The sequence below is a fragment of the Ewingella sp. CoE-038-23 genome (assembly GCF_040419245.1).
Classification (GTDB): domain Bacteria; phylum Pseudomonadota; class Gammaproteobacteria; order Enterobacterales; family Enterobacteriaceae; genus Ewingella; species Ewingella allii.
In genome coordinates, this window is sequence record NZ_JAZHOH010000001.1 from 2,730,278 (window position 1) to 2,752,221 (window position 21,944).

General features: G+C 50.8%; 26 protein-coding genes and 3 tRNA genes. 12 read left to right on the forward strand and 17 right to left on the reverse strand.

From position 1 onward, the window contains the following. Window positions 1–195: 195 nt before the first annotated feature. Window positions 196–1,380, forward strand: a complete 1,185-nt coding sequence (gene mdoC / locus V2154_RS12820) for a glucans biosynthesis protein MdoC (protein ID WP_353502572.1) — start codon at window positions 196–198, stop codon at window positions 1,378–1,380. A gap of 92 nt (window positions 1,381–1,472) precedes the next feature. On the opposite strand, the gene V2154_RS12825 is transcribed toward mdoC, so the two are convergent. After that, window positions 1,473–2,510: an HlyD family secretion protein gene (locus V2154_RS12825; protein WP_353502573.1), complete on the reverse strand. Its 1,038-nt coding sequence runs from the start codon at window positions 2,508–2,510 to the stop codon at window positions 1,473–1,475. A gap of 61 nt (window positions 2,511–2,571) precedes the next feature. Beyond that, on the reverse strand, window positions 2,572–4,194 hold the full coding sequence (locus V2154_RS12830; protein ID WP_353502574.1) for an MFS transporter: 1,623 nt from the start codon (window positions 4,192–4,194) through the stop codon (window positions 2,572–2,574). 288 nt (window positions 4,195–4,482) lie between these two features. Here V2154_RS12830 and V2154_RS12835 point away from each other — a divergent pair, with 288 nt between their 5' ends. Then, window positions 4,483–5,247 carry an IclR family transcriptional regulator gene (locus tag V2154_RS12835; RefSeq protein WP_353502575.1) on the forward strand — a complete coding sequence of 255 codons (765 nt, stop codon included), beginning with the start codon at window positions 4,483–4,485 and terminating at the stop codon, window positions 5,245–5,247. Window positions 5,248–5,286: 39 nt separating this feature from the next. Next, complete coding sequence (locus tag V2154_RS12840; protein ID WP_353502576.1) at window positions 5,287–5,739, forward strand: universal stress protein; 453 nt, start codon at window positions 5,287–5,289, stop codon at window positions 5,737–5,739. A 64-nt stretch (window positions 5,740–5,803) separates the two neighbouring features. On the opposite strand, the gene V2154_RS12845 is transcribed toward V2154_RS12840, so the two are convergent. The 3 genes from V2154_RS12845 to V2154_RS12855 form a co-directional block, all read right to left on the reverse strand. Next, entirely contained in the window at window positions 5,804–6,061 is a 258-nt protein-coding gene (locus tag V2154_RS12845; RefSeq protein WP_353502577.1) for a hypothetical protein, read from the reverse strand. Window positions 6,062–6,420: 359 nt separating this feature from the next. Further along, the gene (locus V2154_RS12850; RefSeq protein WP_353502578.1) at window positions 6,421–6,768 is read right to left on the reverse strand and encodes a DUF2502 domain-containing protein; all 348 of its coding nucleotides are present in this window, start codon (window positions 6,766–6,768) and stop codon (window positions 6,421–6,423) included. Between the two features lie 260 nt (window positions 6,769–7,028). After that, window positions 7,029–7,160 carry a hypothetical protein gene (locus V2154_RS12855; RefSeq protein ID WP_256594519.1) on the reverse strand — a complete coding sequence of 44 codons (132 nt, stop codon included), beginning with the start codon at window positions 7,158–7,160 and terminating at the stop codon, window positions 7,029–7,031. Between the two features lie 228 nt (window positions 7,161–7,388). Here V2154_RS12855 and V2154_RS12860 point away from each other — a divergent pair, with 228 nt between their 5' ends. After that, window positions 7,389–7,601, forward strand: coding sequence for a YccJ family protein (locus tag V2154_RS12860; RefSeq protein ID WP_034791438.1), 213 nt, complete (start codon window positions 7,389–7,391; stop codon window positions 7,599–7,601). 61 nt (window positions 7,602–7,662) lie between these two features. On the opposite strand, the gene V2154_RS12865 is transcribed toward V2154_RS12860, so the two are convergent. Together V2154_RS12865 and V2154_RS12870 are read right to left on the reverse strand one after the other, a co-directional pair. After that, window positions 7,663–7,926: a hypothetical protein gene (locus V2154_RS12865; protein ID WP_353502579.1), complete on the reverse strand. Its 264-nt coding sequence runs from the start codon at window positions 7,924–7,926 to the stop codon at window positions 7,663–7,665. A gap of 228 nt (window positions 7,927–8,154) precedes the next feature. Further along, window positions 8,155–8,661, reverse strand: coding sequence for a YlaC family protein (locus V2154_RS12870; RefSeq protein WP_353502580.1), 507 nt, complete (start codon window positions 8,659–8,661; stop codon window positions 8,155–8,157). Between the two features lie 170 nt (window positions 8,662–8,831). On the opposite strand from V2154_RS12870, the gene V2154_RS12875 reads away from it, so the two are divergent. After that, entirely contained in the window at window positions 8,832–9,308 is a 477-nt protein-coding gene (locus V2154_RS12875; protein ID WP_353502581.1) for a GyrI-like domain-containing protein, read from the forward strand. 6 nt (window positions 9,309–9,314) lie between these two features. Here V2154_RS12875 and deoR read toward each other — a convergent pair whose 3' ends face one another. Together deoR and V2154_RS12885 are read right to left on the reverse strand one after the other, a co-directional pair. Beyond that, window positions 9,315–10,079, reverse strand: coding sequence for a DNA-binding transcriptional repressor DeoR (gene deoR, locus V2154_RS12880; RefSeq protein ID WP_353502582.1), 765 nt, complete (start codon window positions 10,077–10,079; stop codon window positions 9,315–9,317). A 95-nt stretch (window positions 10,080–10,174) separates the two neighbouring features. Then, window positions 10,175–10,831 carry a metallophosphoesterase gene (locus V2154_RS12885; RefSeq protein WP_353503993.1) on the reverse strand — a complete coding sequence of 219 codons (657 nt, stop codon included), beginning with the start codon at window positions 10,829–10,831 and terminating at the stop codon, window positions 10,175–10,177. Window positions 10,832–11,114: 283 nt separating this feature from the next. Between V2154_RS12885 and V2154_RS12890 the strand changes: the two genes are divergently transcribed. From V2154_RS12890 to V2154_RS12900, 3 genes are all read left to right on the forward strand, one after another. After that, window positions 11,115–11,381 (forward strand): hypothetical protein, encoded by a 267-nt coding sequence (locus V2154_RS12890; RefSeq protein WP_034791444.1) that lies wholly within the window; start codon window positions 11,115–11,117, stop codon window positions 11,379–11,381. A 222-nt stretch (window positions 11,382–11,603) separates the two neighbouring features. Continuing rightward, the gene (gene proP / locus V2154_RS12895) at window positions 11,604–13,106 is read left to right on the forward strand and encodes a glycine betaine/L-proline transporter ProP (RefSeq protein WP_353502583.1); all 1,503 of its coding nucleotides are present in this window, start codon (window positions 11,604–11,606) and stop codon (window positions 13,104–13,106) included. A 169-nt stretch (window positions 13,107–13,275) separates the two neighbouring features. Beyond that, window positions 13,276–13,455, forward strand: a complete 180-nt coding sequence (locus V2154_RS12900; protein WP_353502584.1) for a GDFGVC terminal motif YodC-like protein — start codon at window positions 13,276–13,278, stop codon at window positions 13,453–13,455. 149 nt (window positions 13,456–13,604) lie between these two features. Here V2154_RS12900 and V2154_RS12905 read toward each other — a convergent pair. The 6 genes from V2154_RS12905 to uvrY all read right to left on the reverse strand — a co-directional run bounded on the left by V2154_RS12905 (window position 13,605) and on the right by uvrY (window position 17,146). Further along, a tRNA-Leu gene (locus V2154_RS12905) sits at window positions 13,605–13,690 on the reverse strand. An 11-nt stretch (window positions 13,691–13,701) separates the two neighbouring features. Then, a tRNA-Cys gene (locus tag V2154_RS12910) sits at window positions 13,702–13,775 on the reverse strand. Between the two features lie 58 nt (window positions 13,776–13,833). Then, window positions 13,834–13,909: transfer RNA gene (locus V2154_RS12915), tRNA-Gly, on the reverse strand. Between the two features lie 147 nt (window positions 13,910–14,056). Continuing rightward, window positions 14,057–14,605: a CDP-diacylglycerol--glycerol-3-phosphate 3-phosphatidyltransferase gene (gene pgsA, locus V2154_RS12920; protein ID WP_353502585.1), complete on the reverse strand. Its 549-nt coding sequence runs from the start codon at window positions 14,603–14,605 to the stop codon at window positions 14,057–14,059. A 56-nt stretch (window positions 14,606–14,661) separates the two neighbouring features. Continuing rightward, on the reverse strand, window positions 14,662–16,497 hold the full coding sequence (gene uvrC / locus V2154_RS12925; RefSeq protein ID WP_353502586.1) for an excinuclease ABC subunit UvrC: 1,836 nt from the start codon (window positions 16,495–16,497) through the stop codon (window positions 14,662–14,664). After that, complete coding sequence (gene uvrY, locus V2154_RS12930) at window positions 16,490–17,146, reverse strand: UvrY/SirA/GacA family response regulator transcription factor (RefSeq protein WP_034791453.1); 657 nt, start codon at window positions 17,144–17,146, stop codon at window positions 16,490–16,492. Before uvrY ends, uvrC begins: the two co-directional genes overlap by 8 nt. 750 nt (window positions 17,147–17,896) lie before the next feature. Here uvrY and V2154_RS12935 point away from each other — a divergent pair. From V2154_RS12935 to V2154_RS12945, 3 genes are all read left to right on the forward strand, one after another. Then, window positions 17,897–18,121: a DUF2594 family protein gene (locus tag V2154_RS12935; RefSeq protein ID WP_034791456.1), complete on the forward strand. Its 225-nt coding sequence runs from the start codon at window positions 17,897–17,899 to the stop codon at window positions 18,119–18,121. A gap of 153 nt (window positions 18,122–18,274) precedes the next feature. Continuing rightward, window positions 18,275–18,445 (forward strand): hypothetical protein, encoded by a 171-nt coding sequence (locus V2154_RS12940; protein WP_353502587.1) that lies wholly within the window; start codon window positions 18,275–18,277, stop codon window positions 18,443–18,445. Window positions 18,446–18,557: 112 nt separating this feature from the next. After that, window positions 18,558–19,337, forward strand: coding sequence for an AraC family transcriptional regulator (locus V2154_RS12945; protein WP_353502588.1), 780 nt, complete (start codon window positions 18,558–18,560; stop codon window positions 19,335–19,337). Here the strand turns inward: V2154_RS12945 and leuA are convergent. Both leuA and iraP read right to left on the reverse strand, forming a co-directional pair. Then, window positions 19,334–21,001, reverse strand: coding sequence for a 2-isopropylmalate synthase (gene leuA / locus V2154_RS12950; RefSeq protein WP_353502589.1), 1,668 nt, complete (start codon window positions 20,999–21,001; stop codon window positions 19,334–19,336). The genes V2154_RS12945 and leuA overlap by 4 nt on opposite strands. 184 nt (window positions 21,002–21,185) lie before the next feature. Then, complete coding sequence (gene iraP / locus V2154_RS12955) at window positions 21,186–21,470, reverse strand: anti-adapter protein IraP (RefSeq protein ID WP_353502590.1); 285 nt, start codon at window positions 21,468–21,470, stop codon at window positions 21,186–21,188. 215 nt (window positions 21,471–21,685) lie between these two features. On the opposite strand from iraP, the gene V2154_RS12960 reads away from it, so the two are divergent. Further along, on the forward strand, window positions 21,686–21,889 hold the full coding sequence (locus V2154_RS12960) for a hypothetical protein (RefSeq protein WP_353502591.1): 204 nt from the start codon (window positions 21,686–21,688) through the stop codon (window positions 21,887–21,889). The last annotated feature ends 55 nt before the right edge of the window (window positions 21,890–21,944 follow it).

The following is a 21,944-nucleotide window of genomic DNA, read 5'->3' on the forward strand; positions in this document are numbered from 1 at the left end:
TAAGCACACAACGGCACAAGGATATCAATTCGTTGAAACTCCGGCTATGGAAACTTGTCCGATAACATAGTAGGTTCTTCCTTTGACGAATATTAAGCTAATGTAAGGATCGAAAACTTTTTCTTACCAGTCTCTAATTACCTGTTCGCGATTTAAGCACTAAAATCAGGATAAGCTTCATACAACGGATACGTAATGAAACCACAAACTCAACAGCGCGAGTTCTTTTTGGACTCTATCCGAGCCTATTTGATGCTGCTCGGCATTCCATTCCATATATCATTGATTTACTCCAGCCACATCTGGGCAGTAAACAGTGCTGTGCCGTCGGATGGACTGACCATATTTAATGACTTTATTCACGCCTTCCGGATGCAGGTGTTCTTTGTCATTTCGGGCTATTTCTCCTACATGCTCTACGAGCGCTATGACTCGCAGAAGTGGCTGAAGGTCCGCCTTGAGCGCGTGGCAATCCCGCTGGCCGCGGCTTTCCCGCTGATCACCCTGCCGCAGCTCTACTTCCTGATGAAGTTTACCGACAAGTTCTCGAACTGGGATCAGTTGGGCCTGTACCAGAAAATCAATATCACCGTGTGGGAAATGGTCTCACATTTGTGGTTCTTATTGACCTTGGTAATACTGACCAGCATCTGCTTTTACTTATTTAAATCGATTAAACAAATTAAGAATAATCGTATTTCCGCTATTAAGAATAAAACAAATAGCCTAGGAAAACTCTCAATTATATTTTTAATTATTGGCTTTATTTACGCAGCCTTTAATCGCGCGATTTATATTTTCGCCCCGGATTTACTCTCCAATGGCGCATTTAATTTCATCGTAATGCAGACGCTGTTTTACCTGCCATTTTTCGTGATCGGCGCCTTTGCCTACAAGTTTACCTGGCTAAAAGAGTTGTTCATCAAGCCGTCGGGATGGGCTGGCGTGGTCAGCCTGTTCCTGTTTGTGGCCTACATGTTTAACCAACACGTCAACACGCCGCAGCTTTACTCGATGGAGCTTGATGCCATTATCACCTCACTGCTGGGCATTTTGATGGTCAACGTGGTGTTCTCCTTCAGCCACTATGTCCTGAACTTCCAGTCGCCGTGGATAACCTATTTGGTGAACTCTTCCCTGTTCATCTATCTGGTTCACCACCCGCTGACGCTGATTTATGGCGCATTTATCACGCCGAAAATCAATAACGACTGGGTAGGCTTCCTGCTGGGGCTGGTGTTTGTCTTCGGTATCGCCTTTATGCTGTATGAGATCCACAAACGCATTCCGATCCTGCGTTTCTTGTTCTCCGGCAAGCCGCAGACCATGCATGAGAAAAGTGGCCATGGTCCCACCCCGCCGCAGAAACAGCATTCGTAATCACTCAGTTGACTGAGTGACACCACAAAAAAGGCGGCAGTGAAATGAATTCGCTGCCGCCTTTTTCTGAGGGATCCTTAAGATAAAACCTGTTAGCCCTTTGCCGCCGTATTGATGGTTGGTATCACTGACATACCGACTTTAAGCCGCTCTAAATCCTTTTGGCCCTGATCTAACAGGATTTTCACCGCCACCCGCTGAACCACTTTGGTGTAATTTCCCGTGGCGTTATCTGGCGCTATCGGCGAGAAAGTCACGCCGGTGGCCGGAGAGATGCTATCAACCTTGCCGGAAAACTCCACGCCCGGCAGTGCATCCACCTTGATGCTGACCCTCTGATTTGGCGTGACGTCCGCTAACTGCGTTTCAAGGTAGTTGGCAATAACAAAGGCCTGATGCAGCGGGACCACCGCCAGCACGCGCGTCCCGGCACTGACATAGCCACCCACCCGCACTGAACGCTGGCCGACGGTGCCGTCTATCGGCGCTTTAATTTGGGTATAGCTTAGATTCAACTTGGCCTGCGCCAACTGGCTTTTGGCGGAATCAATCGCGGCCTGAGCCTGCGCCTGTCCGGCCTTTAATACGTCAATCTGCTTTTCCGCCGCCTGAGACGCCGCTACGTCGCTCTGCTGCTGGGCGACTTTAGCGCGATAATTGGCATCCGACTGGTCACGCTGATCGGCCGTGCCTGAGCCATTTTGCAGCAATCGCTGGTAGCGCTCAGCGCTTTGGCGGGCATACACCAGATTGGCGTTATCCGCATTCACCTGCGCCTTGGTTTGCAGGATGGTTTGCTGCTGCTGGGCCAGTTGCGCGGTAAAACTCAGCAACTGGGCGCTGGCCGTTTCTAGATTAGCCTGAGCACTGAGCACAGCATTGCGATAGTCGCCGTCGTCAATCACCGCCAGCACCTGTCCGGCTTTCACCTGCTGGTTATCCGCCACCAGCACCTGCGAAATGGTGCCAGAGATGCGCGGCGCGACCAGCGTGGAGTCTGCCGAGACAAAGGCGTCATCGGTTTCTGGCTCGCCCTGACGGCTCAATACCCAGAATGCGGCGATCACCACCAGCACGATGATGGCGAAGGCCAGCAGCCAAACGGGGCGAATTGCAGATTTCTTGATCATTTTAATTTCTCTCGCGCATAATTTTTTGCAATAAATCAGTTATTTAATAATTTCTTCGGCCTTACGTCTGCTTCATCACTGACTGTGGCGGATAAGTTCGCTTAGCAACCACAAACGTCAGCAGTGCTAGCCCTACGGCAACCGCAATAAAGGCCAGATAGGTATCAGACAAGGCCAGCACTTGGGTTTGGTGCCTGACCTGCACGGCAAACTGCTGCATGAGTTCAGGTGACACCGCCGAACCGTCTTGATTCAGCGGCGCGAGGTGGCTGCCCGCCCCGTCATAAGGCTGGGAGAGTAAATAGCTATTGCTGCCGACGTGGTTGAGCAAAATATTGGAGTGCAGTTGTTGGCGATGGCTGAGGAAGGTTTCCATCATGGCGCCGGCAAAAATACTGCCCATGGCGCGGGTGACGTTGAACATCGCCGAGGCAAATGGCCCTTCCATCGGCTGCACCACGCTGGTCGCCCCCATCAGGATCGGCATGACCGCCATCGGCTGACCAAAGGCCTGCATCGCCTGAATGAGATAGAAGTTGTCGCGCGACCAGTCCGACGTCAGTTGGCTTCCCCAGTAGCAAGAAACCGCGAGCAGCGTCAGGCCGGCGGCCAAAATCCAGCGGCTATCAACCCAGCGCATGTTCAAAACGGCGGCGACAAGAGGGGCAAGTAACAGCTGGGGCAGGCCCACGCTGAGAGCCAAAGGCCCAAACTGCACTGCGCGGAAACCCTCAACCTGCGCCATATAGCCAGACGGAATAGCCGAGCCGGACAAAAACAGCAGCATCAGGCCAAACAGCGTCAGCAGACCGTGGGAAAGATTGTGGCGACGCAGCATCTGCAGTTTGAATAGTGGCAGCGGGTGATACCACTCGTTAGCCGCGAACAGCGTCAACAGGACCACTGCTGAGAAAAACATCAGGGTAATCAAGGGGGAATTGAACCAGTCCAGCCGCTCTCCCTGTTGCAGAGTTAGTACTAGCAAGGCCAGCCCGCTGCATCCGGTTAGCATGCCGATGGCATCAATCTGCTTGAATCTTTCCAGACGGATCGGGTCCTGCGGCAGTCCATAGCCAATCATAAAAATACCCACCACGCAGGGTGGAACGATCTGCCAGAAAACAAATTGCCAACCCACGGAGTCCGTCCACAGCGCCGCTAACGACGTGGCGACATTCGGCCCGAAGGTGGCGGTCAGGGCATAGGCGCTCAGGCCATATAATTTAAAGTGTGGCGGCAGAAAACGCAGTGCGACGGTCATCAGCAAAGGCGGCAAAGCCCCGCCAAAGGCGCCTTGGACCACGCGCAGTGCAATGAAAATCGGCAAATTCGGGGCAAAAGGGATGATAATCGCGATCAGCACAAAGCCCGCGGTGGTCGCCATTGCAAAGCGGCGAATGGAAAAGGTCATCGCCAGCCAGGGGGCTACCAGCATGGCCGCGACCTCGGCCGCCTGATAGCTGCCAATCAGCCACGAGCCCTGATCGCTGCTGATGCTCAATGCGCCGCGCACGTCTGCCAGCGCGATATCCGTCACGCGATCGTTCAATCCTGAACATAGTGACGCAATCAGCACGCCTACCATTCCAATGATCAGACGCAGGGTAAAAGGTTGGGCAACGGGAGGCGCAGGTGGCGGCGACACGCCGGGCGCAGGCCCGTTCATTAACATCGTCTGACTCATGTTTACGCGTTTACTCCGCGATGTGATCCATCGGTAAGGGATTAATTTTTCTGTAAAATACCCTGACTGATGGGAAGCGTTGGCAGGTGAAAAGTTATATTTATCACAGCGCGTTATAGGTGCTGCGCTTTTTAATGATGCACTGCATCGCAATGTGATACAGCGAGAAAATACTATAATACGGGACACTGTATTGCAATGTGATTAACGTTGTTTTCTCCGCGCCCAGCCATTACATTGGCAAAACTCGGCACGGCAAAAATTCGCCATGGATGAAAAGGACAAGTTATGAGTGATGACCATTCGGTCGATGAAGAGCGCAGTGGCGGTATTCAGGTCATTTCGCGCGCAGCAAAAATCCTTAATGCCTTAGGCAAGAACCCGCAGGGAATGAGCCTCGGCACCATCGCCAACGAAGTGCAGCTCCCCCGCTCGACGGTGCAACGCATCGTAGCGGCGCTGGCCGAAGAAGGTCTGGTGCGCTCAGAGGGCATGGCCGGTGTACGATTAGGCCCGACCCTGTTGCGGCTGGTGTCCACCGTGCATACGGATGTCATAGCTATCGCCTCCCCTTACCTCAAGCAGCTTAGCGACGATATTAATGAAACCGTCGCCCTGAGCCGCACCAGCGGCACCAAAATTGCCAATATTTACAACGTGGTGGCAGAGCGAGAACTGCGCGTGTCGCCGCGCGTAGGGCTGAACTTGCCTATCTACGGCACCTCGGCGGGCCGCGCCCTGCTGGCTTTGAAGACCGATGAGGAAATTCATAGCCTGCTCGGCGACACCTTTGAACCCGCCACTGAAAATACCGTACGCGACATTATAAGCTTGTTAGCCAAGGTGGCCCGAGTGCGGGAAACCGGCGTTTCGACCGAAACCGGCGAAACGGTCGAGGGGATTTCCACCATGGCGGTTTCACTCGACACCATCCTTGGCCGCTACGCGGTATCCGTTATCTTGCCCACCGCGCGGTTGAGCAGCAAAGAAGACGAAATGCGCCAAGCCCTGCTGAATTGCAAAGCCGCGCTGCTCTGTGAAATCGGCAAGTAATTAGGCTATTTGGAAGGCAGTAGCAGAAGGAGAAATCAAATGTTTGACACCATTTTGCTGGCCATAGATGGCTCGAGGCAGACGGAGTATCTGGTGGAATTAGCCTGCACATTGGCGACGGGCACGGCGTCCACGGTGTATGTCACCTGCTGTGTTGATGAGGCCTACGCGCTAAATAATCATCCAGTGGCTGACCAACTGGCCGCCGACTACGCCCCGGCGAACTATGAAGAAGGCAGCGCGCAGGCGTTGGTCCAACACACCTTAGCCAAACTTCGGGCGCGGTCGATCGACGCGGTGAGTAATATCATTGTCGGCACGCCGGAGGTGGCTCTGGTGGAAGAAGCGCGGATTAAAAATGCCTCAGTTATCTTGATGGGCCATCGCCATCAGTCGCTGTTTGGTCGATTACTCACGGGTTCGGTGAGTGCCGAAGTGATAGCCCATTCCCCCTGTCCGGTATTGGTGGAAGTTCGCGGCAATAAAGACTAACGCCAAAACTAAAAAAGCGCTCGGATGAGCGCTTTAGCGTGGTAATCAATAGGTTAATCTGTTCTCAACACTTCAACACGCCCATCTCTCTGGCCCATAGGCTGATCTGCTCCCGGTAGATATAGGAAATTTCATTCTCTAATAGCTGAGTGCTAGAAGGAGTGATCATCGCCAGACACGGGTAGGCTACCGGTTTGCTCTCAAACAAGAAATCTTCCAGTTCTTCATCGGTCAACAGGCTTTCGCCATGTATGCCATCAAGACGGAAATAGGTTTTCATCATCCAGTTGCGGTATTCAAAATCGCTTTTAATCATAAACATGAGGATGTTCTCAATGTTGGGAATATCACCTACATGCCTCTTTCATTAGAGCAAATCATGAGGTGAGAAATAATCGAGCCATCCGTTGCTGATCTGTGCAACAGAAAATTAACAATATAGCGACCAACTAGCAAGCAACATTTACGCCCGAAATGAAAAATAAATTCTTTATATAACAAAGAATTATGCACACACATCAATTGATAAACAGCATGAATTATTGAAAGAGAAACATATCGATTATGTTGCAAAGTAGATCTAAAGCGCCAAAAGAAGAAGAACAGAATTGACGTTACAAATGCCGCAGCATTCCCACCGCCAACCCTGTTCTCAAATTCTTGAATGGCAAAGAGATAATATTACCAGCGTCCCGGAGGCGGCCCTTCATGCCAGTAACCTGGAGGAGGCCCACGGTGCCAATAGCCAGGAGGAGGCCCCTCACGCCAATAGTGATCGTGATGCCAATAACGCGGCGGAGGCGGCGGTGCTGGCTCGTAGTACACCCAGTGACCATAGCCATTGTCGCGATAGTGGTGGTCCCACCAGCCTGGATCACGCCAGCCTCCGCCGTCCCAGTAATAACCCCGGTTATCACGATCGCCAATGTGCAAAGAGACGCCTGGAACATTTATGCCTATCTCAACGTTGGCATGAGCGAGAGCCGGTAAACTCAGCATGACAGCGAGAACTAACACTATTTTTTTCATTCGAAACCTCACGACCTGCTTATCAGGTAGGTTCAAATTACTGCCAGCTATCTTACTGTTCTATAGGAATTTATCCCATTTACTCAGCCCTCACACTCTCCTTACATTTGCATCAAAAACGACATAAAAAGCCTTTTCGCAAGGCTATAACACGCAAGGGATATTTCACTTTATGCTGTAAATTTCAGCCATAAAAAAAACCGCCGAGGCGGTTCTTTTATTGATATGTAAAGCAGATGTTTTGCGGCTTGGGGCTGAAATTAAATCTTGCAGCCTTCGCAGTCACTTTCATCCTGAACCACTTCAGGCACGGCAGAGGCCTTTTCGGCTGCTTTCTCTTCCGCTTTTTCTAATGCTGCATCAATGTCAAAATCAAAAATATCGTCGCTCATTCTCTTCACCTTAAATTATCCAAAGCCCGTTGAGTATAAACCACGGCCATAAATGACGCTCCTCTTTCTCAGCTCGCGGGCACATTTTGTCACCACATATAGTGCCTACCGACGGCAAAAACACCATGATGGACGTTTTGTGAGCGAACAGGTTTGCTTACCCCGCCATCGCCTACCATAGTTAAAGGGAGAGCTATTTTTAGTTTAAGCAAACCACGGGAGTGACAAATGACCACATCAAATATCAAAGCCTGGGCCAATACGCGTGAAACGTCACATGAGATTGCTGAAGCCATTTTCGAGCTAGCGGACAACGATGAAGTGCTGGCACAGAAGATTTGGGAAGAAGGTAATGATGAAGTTCTGCCAATCGCTTTCGCAAAAACTAAGGAAGATCACTTGTTCTGGGGAGAGGAGAAGATTGATCGTAAAAACGTCTAACTGGCGTTGAAAAGCTGGATATATCACCCCTGAGCTTCGCGCTCAGGGGTGAAAGCATTGCTTAGCTGTCGAAGCCAAACCCCATCTGGTGCGCCCACTCAAACACCTGCTCCTTATAGACGAAGCGAGGCTCACAAACGCCCGGCTGGCCCGGCGTTTGAATCATGACGGCGATACAGGGATAAGCCACCGGGCGCGCGTCGAAGATAAAATCATCAACTTCTTGATCAGCGAATTCAGAGGCTTCGCTCACCGCACTGACCTGAAAGATTTCTTCGATGATCCAGTTACGATATTCAAATTCATTGTTGATAAACGTCATCATACGCCCCCTTAAATGTCGATCTCTGCTTATTCTACCCGTGATCTCGCCATAACTCACCCCGGTGAGGCGATCAGGGCACATTTGGACACGCCATTCGGGCGTAAAAAGCAGCGCGCCAGACAGCAAAAAGCTGAGCTAACCTGCCTGAAAACCCAGAGGGTAATTATCTAAGACAGGTAAAACTCAGCTTATCAGAACCGCAGCAATGAGGTCAGAAGCAGTAAAAATTTAATGTGCGGCCTGCGCCGTGGTCGTGCCAGCAAACTGTAACTTGTCCTGACGCGCCAGGTCGTAAACGTCGTAGAAATCTATTGCCCCTTTATTACGCACGATAGCTTCGATCCGGTTTTTAATTCGCGCACTCACCTCGTTAGACGCCAGCAGCTGCTGAACCGCATCCTCTGAAATTTCGCGGCTGAAATACCATTCACCGTTATAGCAAACCCGCAGGTCAAGCACGCCGATATCTTCGTAACGATAAGTGGGTTTGATTTCCATCAGCAGCATTGCTGACATAAAGAGTAAAAATGCAGTGAAACCGATAAACCAACCGAGGCCCATATAGGGTGAAACGTACATCACCACCCCTACCAGAATATAACCAGCGAGCATAGCAAGGCACAGCCACGGGTGGTTGACGAAGAACTCGCTGTTGATTCTCGGCTTGCCGTCGCGACCTTCCAGACGGTTGATGCGCTCGATTTCACTATTTAATACATTTTTGATCACGTCCATCTCATAACCTCACGACAGGTACGACTATAATGCAAACTGATGACCTGATTTTATCATGGTCACTGTTATAGCACGTAGAGCAGTTATCTTCTGTTCCGGTTGAAACTGTTATACCCCAACCCCCTTCTAAAAGGACTCAACTCACTGGCATGTAACACAAGGAGTCAATCATGGCATTTATGATAGTCGAAAGACCGGCTAAAAAATTGGTTAGTTATCGGGTTATTGGCCCGTACGAAAAGTCTATTAAGGAAGGGTTTCGCCACTTAATGGACTGGACGGAACGCCATCATCAGAAGCATCTTGAGTGGTTAACCCTGTTCCATGACGACCCGGAGAAGACGCCGGCAGAGCAGCTTCGCGCAGACCCTTCCGTCTGCGTGGCGGATAATTTTATTCTTGATGATGCCGAAGGGCTTTGCCTGCAAACCTTGCCGGGCGGCACTTACGCGGCTTATCACACCACCATTGTGGACGGCAATTTCGCCAAAGCGTGGCAGGACTTCTATTACCACCACATTGCCGAAAGCGGCTACCGCGCCGATGGTAAAGCCTGTTTTGAGCACTACTTAAACGACGGCACGGCAAACGGAATTTGGGAGGTGGTATTTTACCAGCACGTCGAGAAGATCCCGACCATTCGCTGATATCCCTTAAACCACCAGCTCAACGTCTGCGTCATGGCAAAAATCGATGAAAGCCTGGGAAGGCAGAGCATCGGTAATTAACATATTGAATCGAGCTAAAGGTGCGATCGCCGCAGGTCGCACCCGATCAAACTTACTGCTATCCGCTACCAGAATGTTCTGTTCGGACTTCTCCATCGCCTGATGTTTCATCAGCAACTCATCGAAGTTAAAACAGCTCACACCATGTTGAATGCTGACCCCTGCCGCCGAGATAAAGGCCTTGTTCGGGCGAATATAGTCCAGCTCGTTGCTGCGGCCAATAGGCGTATAAATGCTGTTGCTGGCTTTAAACACTCCGCCGCATAAAATCACTTCGCAATGGGGCTTCTCCTGCAATGCCAAAAAGGTATTGAGAGAGTAACAAACGGCGGTAAAAACGCGCTCTTCGGGAATACTTTCAATGATATAGGGCGTGGTGGTGCCACAATCAAAAAACACCGTATCGTCGTTCTCCACCAAGGCCGCCGCCAGCGCGCCCAAACGACGCTTCTCCTCAACCTGACGCATCTTTTGTTCACTAACGAAGTAGTGCGTCGCCGGGCTATTCTTCGGATCAATCACGATATAGCCGCCCAACAGGATGACTGGCGAAGGCGCGGAGTTCAGGTCGCGGCGGATAGTCATTTCTGACACATCCAGCAACCGTGCGGCCTCTTTCAGATGAATTTTGTCGGCTTTTTTTAACGCCAGCAATAGGCGGTGGATACGGTCTTCGCGCTTATTTTCCATGATGTTATTTTATTTTTTCCCCTGCTCAGGCTGGCAGCCACTATACCGTTGCCCCGTGTTCACGGCAAACCACCGCCCCGCGCGGCGCCTGATTGCTATTGGATTTGTTGCAGCGTGAGGTATCCGCCGAAGACCGCGCCCGTATCGATATAATGCTGGTTGGCATATACCATAGGGTGCTCCACCGGCGTGTGGCCGAAATAGAACGCCTTGGCGCCCGTGATTTCAGTAAAACGCCCGGCAAGGGCGTGGTTTATGCGATCGCGATTCCAGATAACCTCGTAACCATCCATCGGCTTGCCAAATTCATAGCGATCGGAAAGATAATCCGCGTGGGCCACAACGATATTGCCTGACTCCGTATTCACTTCCAGCACATGAGGCAGCTCATCGGTCAGCTTGATGAGACGCCGCGCCTCCTGCTCTTGCGCACCTTCCAGCGCGTAAAACCACTCACCGCCGTTTCTCAACCAGCGCTCTATATTGGTTTCATTCAGAGCATCAATGGCCATTTGCTCATGATTGCCGCGCACGCAGGCAAACCAAGGCTCTTCAATCAGTTTTAAGCACCCCATAATGTCAGGACCGCGATCCACCAGATCCCCCACGGAAAGCAGCAGATCGCTGGCAGCGTCAAAGCGCACGCGGGCAAGCTGATCCTCCAACATTGAGAGACAGCCATGCAGATCGCCCACCACATAAATGTGGCGATACTCGGCACCTTCAATGCGTTGATAAATAATCGGGGTCATAGTTTTCAAGGCCAATCCATTATTATGGGTAATCTTTGAGTGTAACTGATCGGCATGTAACTGATGAATAGCCCAGCGATAGGAAATATTTTCACGCGTTTATTGGCCTTTTTTAACAACGCTGGAAACAGCCAAATGGCGCTGTATCAAGGCATACGGCTGAAACTCAGAATTGCCCTACACGTTGTCGCGCCGAAAATCCACTAATAAAAAAATTTCCGTGAAGTAATTGACGCCTTTTCGCGCTATACTGTGGCCCGCTCGGAGTAAAACCGGAGGTTTTATGAGTTCCACAGAAGCAAACACTCGTGATGAGTGCCCTTTGTGCCAAAGCACCAATAAGACGTCGGTTAACCTGTCGGCGAAAATCGTTACCGTGACCTGCACCTCTTGTGGCCGCTACAGTATTTTCCGCAAGACCATGGAAGAGATCTCGATAGACCGTAAGAAACGCGTAGCGTTACAGGCTTTCTTTACCAGCCAGCCTAACTACCATCTGCCTTTGTCCATCAGAGCGCTGAGCAATACTGATACATCGGGTGAAATCTAACCCTAAAAACGCCCCTCGGGGCTGTTTTGACCCTCTTCTGCTGCCCTTCCCCTGCAATACTTAACTCAAATTCATTTTGTGCTGCGACTGTTCACAAAATAGTCGCTCTTTGCACAAGCTTACAAAAGCGTCCTATAATGATTTGAAAAATCTAAAAAGTAGTTAGCAGCTCAATATCTCACGCTTTGCACCGTGGAGTTATTTGAACAAAGGACGTAATAAATGAGATTAAGAAAAAAACGCGTTAAACCGATGCAAATCAATGATATTACTATCATTGACGATACAAAATTGAAAAAAGCCATCACCGCCGCTGCGTTGGGTAACGCGATGGAATGGTTCGATTTCGGTGTTTATGGCTTTGTTGCTTTCGCATTAGGACAGGTGTTCTTCCCTGGTGCAGATCCCGGCATTCAGATGATCGCGGCATTGGCCACGTTCTCGGTTCCTTTCCTTGTTAGACCTCTGGGCGGTCTTTTCTTTGGGGCTTTAGGTGATAAGTTTGGTCGCCAGAAAGTCCTGTCGATCACCATTATCATTATGTCGGTCAGTACCTTCTGTATCGGCTTAATACCGGGCTACGCCACTATTGGTATCTGGGCGCCGATTCTGCTGCTATTAGCGAAACTGGCACAGGGCTTCTCGGTGGGTGGTGAATACACCGGCGCAGCTATCTTTGTTTCCGAATACTCTCCAGACAGAAAGCGTGGCTTCCTGGGCAGCTGGCTGGACTTCGGTTCCATCGCCGGTTTCGTCTTAGGTGCCGGTGTCGTTATCCTGATTTCCAGCATCGTCGGCGAGCAGAACTTCCTCGACTGGGGCTGGCGTATTCCGTTCTTCATCGCCGCGCCGCTGGGCCTGATTGGTATCTACTTGCGCCACGCTTTGGAAGAAACCCCAACTTTCCAGCAGCACGTTGATAAGATGGATACCGACTCGCGCAACAACATTGCCGAGCCGCCGAAGGTCTCTTTCCGTGAAATCTTCACCAAGCAGTGGAAAAGCCTGATTGTCTGCGTAGGTATCGTTATTACCACCAACGTGACCTACTACATGCTGTTGACCTACATGCCGAGCTATCTGTCACACAGCCTGCACTACTCTGAAGACCACGGCGTGTTGATCATCATCGCTATCATGGTCGGGATGCTGTTTGTGCAGCCGTTCATCGGTATGCTGAGTGATAAAATTGGTCGTAAACCCTTTATCATCACCGGTAGTATTGGCCTGTTCATTCTGGCGATCCCAAGCTTCATTTTGATTAACAGTGGCGTGATTGGCCTGATTTTCTGTGGTTTGCTGATGTTGGCGGTGCTGCTGAACTGTTTCATCGGCGTCATGGCGTCCACACTGCCAGCGATGTTCCCAACCAATATTCGCTATAGCGCACTGGCCATCGCCTTTAATATTTCCATTATGGTAGCGGGTATCACTCCAACCTTCGCAGCATGGCTGGTAGAGTCCACTCAGAACCTCTATATGCCTGCCTACTACCTGATGACGGTGTCGGTGATTGGTCTGGTTACGGGCGTGTTCATGAAGGAAACGGCTAACCGCCCACTAAAAGGGGCAACGCCTGCGGCGTCTGACAAAGCAGAGGCTAAAGAGATCCTACAAGAACACCACGACAATATTGAGCAGAAAATCGAAGATATTGATGCTCAGATTGCCGAACTCGAGACTAAGCGTAAAAATCTTATCGCCCAGCACCCTGAGATTAATTAATCCCACGACGGGTTGATGTGTACTCCAAGCCGGTCAGTGCAAGCTGACCGGCTTTTCTATGGCTGCTCCCCTTCCCCACTTCATCTCACTTAAAGATTCAGTGCTGGTAGGCATGGATTGTCCTATGATAAATCCTGATATTGTGAAGAGTTAAAACCAAGGAGACACCATGTTTAAGCCACAAGACGTTGTGCAATCAAAGACCGGCGGGCCAAAAATGATCGTGACCGCGGTAGAGGGAAATACGCTGCTTTGCGTGCGGGCAGACGACAGCGCCAAGAAAGAGATCAGCGTGCAGGCTGACTCCGTCAACCTGTACCACGAAGACGGCGATTTTGGCGTGTGCTGATTGCCCATAAAGAAGCGCATTGGATCTCTTGTCGATTCAATGCGTTATTTGCAGATGATTAGGTGAATTTTAGGCATAAAAAAACCACCCGAAGGTGGCTATAACGACATTACTACATATTGCTTTTGATTATTCAGCTAATTTTCCCATGGTACCCGGGACGAGACTTGAACTCGTACAGCCTAAGGCCGAGGGATTTTAAATCCCTTGTGTCTACCGATTCCACCACCCGGGCTCCGGGAAAATTGGAGGCGCGTTCCGGAGTCGAACCGGACTAGACGGATTTGCAATCCGCTACATAACCGCTTTGTTAACGCGCCTTTAATTCTTACTACTAATCTTGCACTTAAACAGATATCTGAACCTGTTTAATAAATTTGGAGCGGGAAACGAGACTCGAACTCGCGACCCCGACCTTGGCAAGGTCGTGCTCTACCAACTGAGCTATTCCCGCAATAATCAGAACTTGCTGATTTTTTTAACTATCTTCAGGCTTGCGCTTGGCTGCCGTCTGATGCGATGCATTCTACTTACCTGACGCAATGAGTCAATAAAATTATCCACACATAACGATCGTTTGACGGTTTTTAACTCAGTTTGATCAGGGTTCCAGCAAATCGTGACGCGCAGCGTTCAAATATTGGAACATTGACCAGAAAGTCAGCACCGCAGCAATGTATAAAGCACCGACGCCAACCCAAATAACGATGGCATCAGGACGCCAAAGCAGCGCCACCAGCGATAACATCTGCGCAGTAGTTTTCACTTTGCCAATCCAAGAAACCGCCACGCTGCTGCGTTTACCAATTTCAGCCATCCACTCGCGCAGGGCTGAAATAATGATCTCACGAGCAATCATGGTTGCCGCAGGCAGGGTTATCCACCAGGCGTGGAAGTATTCGGCCACCAGCACCAGCGCCATCGCCACCATGACTTTATCAGCCACAGGGTCGAGGAAGGCGCCAAAACGCGTGGTTTGCTTCCAGCGGCGAGCCAGATAACCATCAAACCAGTCGGTGATGGCCGCAAAAACGAAGATCAGCGCGCAGGCCATAGGTGCCCAGACATAGGGCAAATAGAACGCCAGCACGAAAAACGGGATAAGTACAACGCGAAACAGGGTGAGGCACGTCGGTATATTAAATTGCATGGCGTAGGTAACTGTCTGTCTTGTGTGGTTATTATGAGTATGTTGCTACATCGCTCTTAGGGTTTCAACGCATTATGGATCTTTTCTGCCAATGCGTGAGAAATACCCGGCACCTGTGCAATTTCCTCAATACTGGCATTCAACAATGGCTGAATGCCCCCCATGTATTTCAGTAAAACTTGCCGACGTTTCGGGCCGACGCCTTCTATCTCTTCTAATGCACTGGTATTGCGGACTTTAGCCCGTTTCTGCCGGTGGCCGGTGATCGCATGATTATGAGAATCATCACGAATATGTTGAATAAGGTGCAGCGCCGGCGAGTCAGAAGGCAGTGAAATCCCCTCGCCTTCTGGCACAAAGAACAGCGTCTCTAGGCCCGCTTTACGGTCAGCGCCTTTGGCGATACCAATCAGCAGCGGCTTGGATTTATCCCAGTCCACGTCGAGAGAAGCAAAAACGTCTTTTGCCATGCCCAACTGGCCTTTACCGCCATCGATAAAGATCACGTCAGGAATTTTTTTCTCTTCGAGCGATTTGCCATAACGTCGGCTCAGTACCTGCGCCATCGCCGCGTAATCATCGCCCGGCGTGATGCCGGTAATGTTATAGCGGCGATATTCGGAGCGTAATGGGCCATTAGCATCGAAAACAACGCAAGACGCCACGGTCTGCTCGCCCATAGTATGGCTGATATCGAAGCATTCCATACGGTTAATTTCCGACAAATGCAGCGTTTTGGCCAATTCAGCCATGCGCTGATGGATAGTCGACTGTTGGGCTAATTTGGTGGTGAGCGCGGTCGAAGCGTTGGTACGGGCCAATTTCAAATAGCGCGCGCGGTCGCCGCGCGGTTTGCTCTGAATCTGCACCTTGCGGCCAGCAAGCTCGCTGAGCGACTCCGCCAACAAATCTTTTTCCGGCAGAGTGAAGTCGAGCAGGATTTCCCCCGGCAGAGTGCGCGACTGGCTGCCCTGCAGATAGAACTGGCCGACGAAGGTTTGCACCACTTCGGCTAAATCGGTGCCGCCCGGCACTTTCGGGTAGTAACTGCGGCTACCCAATACTTTGCCTTGGCGAATAAACAGCACGTGCAGACAGGCCATGCCGGACTCGAAGGAGACGCCGATGACGTCCAAATCTTCGCTGTTACCCGACACAAATTGCCGTTCGGTGACGCGACGCACTGCCTGAATCTGGTCGCGAATGCGCCCAGCTTCTTCAAAATGTAATGCCTTGCTGGCCTCTTCCATTCTGGCAATCAGCTGAGTTAACACTTGCTGATCTTTGCCGGCCAAGAATAAACGCACGTATTCGACCTGTGCTTTGTACTCTTCCTCGCTGACCAAGCCTTTGACGCAAGGGCCAAGGCAGCGGCCAATTTGATATTGCAAACAGGGGCGCGAACGGTTGCGATAAACGCTGTTTTCACATTGGCGAATTGGGAAAAGTTTTTGTAGCAGTGCCAGAGACTCGCGCACGGCGTAGGAGTTGGGGAAAGGACCAAAATACTCGCCCTTGGCGTGCTTAGCTCCGCGATGAATGGAGAGGCGCGGATGATTATCAGCACTTAAGAAAATTAGCGGATAAGATTTATCATCGCGCAGCAGCACGTTGTAGCGAGGCTGATAGAGCTTGATGTAGTTATGCTCGAGCAGCAGCGCTTCGGTTTCGGTATGGGTGACGGTGACGTCAATTTGGGCGATATTTTTGACCAGAGTTTCGGTTTTGCGACTGGAAACCTGGACGCGGAAGTAGCTGGAAAGACGTTTTTTCAGGTCTTTTGCTTTGCCGACATAAATAACGGTGCCGCTGGCGTCGTACATCCTGTAGACGCCCGGTTGGCTGGTGACCGTTTTTAGAAAGGCTTTTGGGTCGAATCGCTCATCACTCACTGCCAGACAAAGTCTCCGCGTTAAACAAACCGTGCCGGATAGCAAGGTGGGTCAATTCAACATCACCGCTGATATTCAATTTACTAAACATCCGATAACGATAACTGTTAACGGTCTTCGGACTCAAGCTAAGTTGCTCCGAAATCTCATTCACCTTCTGACCCTTGGTGATCATCAACATAATCTGCAACTCACGCTCGGAAAGGCTGTCGAACGGCGTTTCTGACTGAGGTTCAATCTGGCTAAGGGCCATCTGCTGGGCGATATCAGAGGCGATGTAACGCTGGCCGGAATCAACTAAGCGAATCGCATTCACCACTTCTTGTGGCGCAGCGCCTTTGCTCAGATAGCCGGAAGCCCCCGCCTGCATCACTTTGGCTGGCAGTGGATTCTCAGTGTAGATAGTCAACATGATTATCTTAATATCTGGAGAAAAGCGGACGATTTTTTTGGTCGCTTCCAACCCGCCGATCCCCGGCATATTCATATCCATCAAAACAATATCAACATCATTGCTGCGACACCACTTCACGGCGTCCTCGCCACACTGGGCTTCACCCACAACTTTGATGCCTTTGATGTCTTCCAGAATGCGTCGAATCCCTGCGCGCACCAATTCGTGGTCATCAACAAGAAGAACGCTAATCAAAGAGAATTCTCCAAAAATAAAGGCGACACACAGTCATGTTTCATGGCTTGTCGGCAGGCGATATTACGTTATGCACGTCAATAAAGAACTTTGGACAGCTTGTAAACCAAGAGAGTGCAGCATTAACAGGTCTAATATGGGGCTGCTGACCTGGCTGTCAGACATTGACAGCGGATATAAATAAAACCTCAGAAATGTATGCTAATTTAATTAACAGCGACATTTTACTCCATACACCTGCGCTTGACCACGGAATGTCTGTAAAAAAATGCGAGATAGCATGTAAAAACAAGATGCCATCTTCACCAGCAACATTTCAACTAAAAATCTATAAAAATCAACAAGAAAAAATCCACTCTCACCATTAAAACAATAAGGTGTAAAACATTAACCAGCCATAGACAGTGAATCTAAGTGCGGTAAAAATTAACGCTCAATTAAACAACGGGGCTTACTGCTTCTATATCTATCATATGAAGATTTATTATTATTTTCCTCAGTAAATTCTTATGAATGCTAAATGAATAAAAATCCGTTTAGACATGAAAAATACTCAATCTCAAAATCAGTTCGAGTCTCTTTACCATCCTCACCCACCCTTGCCTGCACGTTTCTGCTGCCCTGCTCCAAAACACGCCCGTAACGAGCGGGGAATGAATGTGGTAGAATGGCCGCACTTTCTTTCAGGCTGCTGAAAACTGTCTGAAATATCATTATCTGATTGAGCTGGAAAACAGCTTTGGAGCCCAAATGAGTCAATGTGATTTTACCACTGAAGCCAACGTCGAAACTCTGGCCACGGAAGTTGCCTGTTTAAAAGCCACTTTAACGTTGATCCTCAAAGCCATTGGCCAGGCAGACGCGGGCAAAGTGATGCTCAACATGGAAAGATTTGCCGCTCAAATGGAAGATGAAAAACAGGCTGAGATCTTCAGAAACTCCCTGCAACAGATTAAGTTCGCTTACCGCCAGTAAGCCGTGACTGTCAGGCCCGCCGCGCTGCGGGCCTTCGCGGCTTCTAGCACACTTCCCTCCCTCACCTTCCCCCGCTTTCTGCTAAAATCTAACTTCAACTTTCTCTACCAGACCGTTTCTCCCGAGAGATGTCTTACAAATAGGATAAAAACGATGAGCGAGAATAAGAGCGAAAATAAAACCAAGGCTGATGAAGTTCATATCAGCGACGGATTGGCGAAATTGCACGAAGTTGCCGAGCAAATGACCGAAGAAGAGCTTCAGCAAAAAGCCGAAGAGGCCAAACAAGCTGTTGAAGAAGCGAAGAAAAACCGCCATAAATAAGTCCTTCAGTCACGGATAAAGCGCGATGCTATCGTTGGGCAGGGAGAGCGTCCCTGCCATTTCAGCCTGTTTAGCCCCAACGCGCTTTATTTTTAGCCCGGATAATCGACCGATGCAGCACACTTCCCCACTTTCACCTTTTCAATCCCTTGCTTCACGCGCGGTAGAATATCAACACGGCGAGTGCGAAGCCCCTCATAGCCACAGCTGCTCGCAGCTCATTCACACTTTGAACGGCGTGGTGGAAGTCAGTACCGAAATGGGGATTTGGATGGTACCGCCGGGGCGCGGGGTGTGGCTTCCGGCCCATGTCCGCCACGGGTTGCGCTTTATCGGCGGCGTCAAAGCCAGAACGGTGTTTGTTGACTCTCTGGCCCGCGCGGACCTTCCTTCGCAATGTCAGGTAGTTCAAATATCGCCTTTGCTGCGCGAGCTGATCTCCTCTTCTTTGGCAATTCCCGCAGACTACCTGATTGGCGGGCGCGAGGAGCGTGTGATGGAGTTGCTGCTCGATGAGCTGCGGCTGCTGCCGGTGCTGCCTTTACACCTGCCGGAGCCAAGAGATGCCGCACTGTTGGCGATTTGCCGTGAAATTCAGCAGGCTCTCTCTTACCCGTGGGAGTTAGAAGATGTGGCTGCACAACTGCAAATCAGCGGGCGCACCCTGTCGCGCCGATTTCAGCGTGAAACCGGCCTGCGGTTTAGTGATTGGGTTAGGCGAGCAAGGCTACTGGCGGGAATTAACGCCTTGGCGGCGGGAACCTCAGTCTTGGACGTGGCGCTAGAGCTGGGCTATGACAGCCCCAGCGCCTTTAGTGCGATGTTTAAACGCGCGCTGGGCGTATCGCCCAGCGACTATTTCTCTCTCGATTTCCCTCTGCCCGTCGCTTAATTCAAAAATTGAGCGACGGCGTTAAACAGGGCCTGCAACGAGGCGCTGGACACATCGCTATCAATCCCTACGCCGTAGAAGGTTTCCCCCTGCCTGCGCTGGCAACTGACGTACGCCACCGCGCGGCTGTGGCTCTGATGCCCCAGCGTGTGCTCGTGGTAATCGCCGATGTCGAGCTGCAAGTCAAAGTGCCCGCTCAGAGCATCCACCGCGCCGGACAACAGGCCGTTGCCGCTGCCTGACAATGTCAGATCCTGCCCCTGATATTTCACTCGGGCGCTGAAGTGGTACTGGTTTCGCTCATCGCTGCGGATGTCATAACCCAGCAGTTGCAGCACCGGCTGATCCACCAAGCCATAGCGCTGGCGGAACAGACGCCATATATCGCTGGTGCTCATCTCTTTGCCGGTGGTATCGGTTTCGCGCTGGACGGCTTTACTGAAGGCTATCTGCAAGCCGCGTGGCAATTTCAGACCATGATTTTGCTCGAGCAGCCATGCCGCGCCGCTTTTCCCTGACTGGCTGTTGACGCGGATCACCGCCTCATAGCTGCAGCCCACGTCGGCAGGGTCCAGCGGCAAGTAAGGGACTTGCCAGTAAGCATCGCCACGGCTGGCCTGAGCTGCGAAGCCTTTTTTGATTGCATCTTGATGAGAACCGGAGAAAGCGGTAAACACCAGCTCACCCGCATACGGGTGGCGCGGATGTACCGGCAGCTGGTTGCACTGCTCGACAATCTCCACCAGGCTCTGCAAGTTGCTGAAATCTAAGCCAGGCGAAATACCCTGCGTGTAGAAATTCAGCGCCAGGGTGACCAAATCCACATTGCCCGTGCGCTCGCCGTTGCCAAACAGGCAACCTTCTACCCGGTCGGCCCCTGCCAGCATTGCCAGTTCGGCACAGGCTACGCCAGTTCCACGGTCATTGTGCGGATGCACACTGATCGACACCCGATCGCGACGGCTAAAGTGACGACAGAACCACTCAATCTGATCGGCATAGATGTTCGGCGTGCTGACCTCGACGGTGGCGGGCAAGTTGATGATCATCGGGCGCTGGGCGTTGGGTTGCCACACTTCAGCCACGGCTTCGCAAATCTCTAAAGAGAATTCCAGCTCGGTAAAACAGAAGGTTTCCGGCGAATATTCGAAGGTCCACTGGGTTTGCGGATACTGTTCGCACAGTTGGCGAATCTGCTTAGCGCCGCGCACCGCCAGTTCGCGCGTTGCCGCTTTATCCTGATTGAAAACCACGTCGCGGAAAATCGGCGCCGTGGCGTTATAAAGGTGGACGATAGCGCGCGGCACGTCCTTTAACGCTTCAAAAGTACGCTCGATCAGGTCCGGGCGTGATGGCGTAAGCACCTGAATATAGACATCTTCCGGGATCGCGTTGTCTTCAATCAGCCCACGCACGAAATCAAAATCGGTTTGCGACGCCGAGGGAAAAGCCACTTCTATCTGCTTGAAACCACAGCGCACCAACACATCAAAGAACTGGCGTTTACGCTCGTTATCCATCGGTTCGGCGAGTGACTGGTTGCCATCGCGTAGATCGCTTGAACACCACTGCGGCACCTTATTCAGCACTTTTCCCGGCCATTGACGATCGGCCAGATTGACTGGCGGAAAGGAACGATATTTCTGAGAAGGGTCGACTAACATGGTAATTCTCCATTCAACACTGCTGGCCTCATGCCGCAGCCTGAAAAGAGTATGCCGCAAGCCGCCAGACGGCGCGCCTCGCTAACTGACAGTGACCCGTGAGAAACGGACAACCGGAAAAAGGGAGAGATGGGAGGGGTTGGGCAAACGAAATGGGCTACAGAATTCTGTAGCCCAAAGCGATTTACTCTTCTGCGTTTTCAGCCACAAAGCGTGTGACTTTTAATAAGCGATCAAAGTGGGAAAGAATGAGTTCCACGTCTGATTGTAGAATCTCATCCGACGATTTCGCCGCCGCTAAAACCGCATTGTGGATATTGGTTGAAATATCGTCCTTTGATTCTTTACTCACCGAAAGAACCAGAGCAGCAATAAGCAAGGATTGCGCTTCAACCTGAGCCACCAGCTCTTTAGCCTCTACTTCGACTTTGGACAGTTTGATCAGCACATCGATCATTAAATTTTTCATTTGGGCACCCTTGGTTAATTCTGCACAATCGAAATTAGCACCGAATCTTGCACAGCGGAAGTTAGCACTATCACACCCTGATGATATAACTTTTTCCTGCGCTATTTATGCCAGAAGCCTTCTAAATTCGCCACATTCTCCCCCGCTCACTTTGCGCTATGCTAAGTTGGAATTATGCTGGCATGAAACATCGCGGTCGTGCTAAGGGAGGCGGTATGATTTTCCAGAAAGGCAGCATCGTTAAGCATCAATCCGGCGAAATTAAGGGTGTTGTCACCAACATCTTTGAACCGCTATCGGGGGATGTTTCTTACTACATTGCGTGGGGCGATGGCACCATCAGCCTGCACCCTGAGAGTGAAATACGCTGGGCCAGCGTGGACACGCCAAAGGCCTTCAGAAATTTCTACGAGAAATAAGAGCCAATATTAAGTAATATTGTCTTCCTTTTATAAGCAACCAAGATAAACCATT